This is a genomic window from Rhodococcus sp. R1101 (genome assembly GCF_000278445.1).
In the GTDB taxonomy this organism is placed as follows: domain Bacteria; phylum Actinomycetota; class Actinomycetes; order Mycobacteriales; family Mycobacteriaceae; genus Rhodococcus; species Rhodococcus gordoniae.
Window position 1 is genome coordinate 1 of record NZ_AJVB01000656.1, and the last position, 1,747, is coordinate 1,747.

Here is a 1,747-nt window from a genome sequence, read left to right on the forward strand (position 1 = left end):
TGAGCGGCAACGCGCACATGAGCAGGAAGGTGGCGCCTTTGCCGAGATAGAGCACCTCCGGTGGAGGCAGTTCCCGGCGCCGGTAGACGGCGAGCGTCGGGGCGAGGACGAGTTCGCGGCCGACGAGGACCACCGCGATCCACCACGGCACGATGTCGCGTGCCACGAGGGCGACGAGGGTGGCCACGATGTAGAGGCGGTCGACGGCGGGATCGAGGAGTGCGCCGAGGCGGGAGGTCTGGTCGAGGAGCCGGGCGAGTTTGCCGTCGGCCCAGTCGGTGATGCTGCTGGCGGCCAGCAGGATCAGCGCCCAGACGTCGGCGTGGGCGACGAGAACCAGGTAGAGGAAGACGGGGACACCCAGGAGCCTGATGAAGCTGAGGACGTTCGGCACGGTGAGGATGCGGTCCGCTCCGCGCGCGTCGGCGGTTCCGGTCGCATCGGTCATGGCGGGGCCGCTCCGTGTTCTCGTGAGATCGTTCTCGTGGTGCCCCTCCGGAGTTCCGGTTCGGGTGCGGAGTCCAGCCTTCCACAGCCGCGCGGCCGGAGATCCCCGGGTGTCAGCGCCAGGCGAAGACCGGCTGCTCGAGGTCGTCGATCCGGGTGGCCCGCCGGCGGAGGACGACTTCGCGGAACTGGTAGACGACGGCGGCGGTCGGTGCGTGCACGAGGTGCCCGCGGAACGGCCACTGGATCACCGGCTTGTCGGATTCGGGGATGCCGACGAAGCGCGGGTCGACATCGAGTTCGTCGGCGGTCACGGCGAAGAGCACGTCGACCTCGTCGGGGCTCGGCTTCAGATCGGTCACGGCCGTGCGCGCCCACACGACGAACGGCGACATCACATAGCCGGATCGGGTGACGTAGTCGTCGAGTCGGCCGAGGACGGCGTCGGAGCCGAGGTCGAGTCCGAGTTCCTCGTGCAGTTCGCGAAGGGCTGCCTGCTCCGGTTCCTCCCCTTCGTCCAGACGGCCGCCCGGCAGGGCGAACTGGCCGGGATGGGCTCGCAGGCGCGTCGGCCGCCGTGTGAGGGGCATGACAGGGTTGCCGTTCCCGTCGTCGAGCACCGCCACGACGACGGCTGCGTGCCGGCGGCCGTCCAGCGGCAGACGGCGCGAGTCGAACGCGTCCAGCGCGTCGCGGACGTTGTCTCGGTCGAGGGGGTGCGCAGCGGGCATGGATCGACAGTAGTTCGTCTCGTCCGTGCCGGCGGGTAGGCGTACGTCGTAGTTGCTGTCGGGGGTGTTGCCCTCAGGTCGAGGGATATTCTGAATATCAATCGTTTCCGTATGACCCGGATTGTCCGCCTCGTGAGAGTTCTCCGGACAGGGATCCGCACCCGCCGTCATAGTGGGAGCCGACGGAAAGGAGCTCGATGAACGACGTGCCCGCCGGCCTCGACCTCGATGCGCTCGACGCCCACCTGCAGACCTCCGCCCCCGAGCTGTTCTCCGGGCCCCTCCGCGCTCGCCTGATCAGTGGCGGGCGATCGAACCTCACCTACGAGGTGACCGACGGCGAGCGGCGGCTCGTGCTGCGCCGTCCCCCGCTCGGACACGTCCTCGCCACCGCCCACGACATGGCCCGCGAGTACCGGGTCATCTCCGCGCTCGACGGCACCGCGGTACCGGTCCCCCGCACCTACCTGCTGTGCGAGGACGATGCGGTGCTCGGCGCGCCGTTCTACCTCATGGATCTCGTCGTGGGAACGCCCTATCGCACCGCCGAGCAACTCGCCCCCCTCGGC

At 69.5% G+C, this 1,747-nt stretch carries 3 protein-coding genes; 1 reads left to right on the forward strand and 2 read right to left on the reverse strand.

The window, feature by feature from the left end; all coding sequences use genetic code 11:
- Nucleotides 1-448 (reverse strand): CDP-alcohol phosphatidyltransferase family protein (locus tag R1101_RS28310; protein ID WP_016935524.1); only part of this gene is annotated, 448 nt, incomplete at its 3' end.
- A gap of 112 nt (nucleotides 449-560) precedes the next feature.
- Nucleotides 561-1,178, reverse strand: coding sequence for an NUDIX hydrolase (locus tag R1101_RS0122870; RefSeq protein WP_016935525.1), 618 nt, complete (start codon nucleotides 1,176-1,178; stop codon nucleotides 561-563).
- A gap of 197 nt (nucleotides 1,179-1,375) precedes the next feature.
- Between R1101_RS0122870 and R1101_RS0122875 the strand changes: the two genes are divergently transcribed.
- On the forward strand, nucleotides 1,376-1,747 hold a 372-nt coding region (locus R1101_RS0122875), incomplete at its 3' end, for a phosphotransferase family protein (protein ID WP_016935526.1).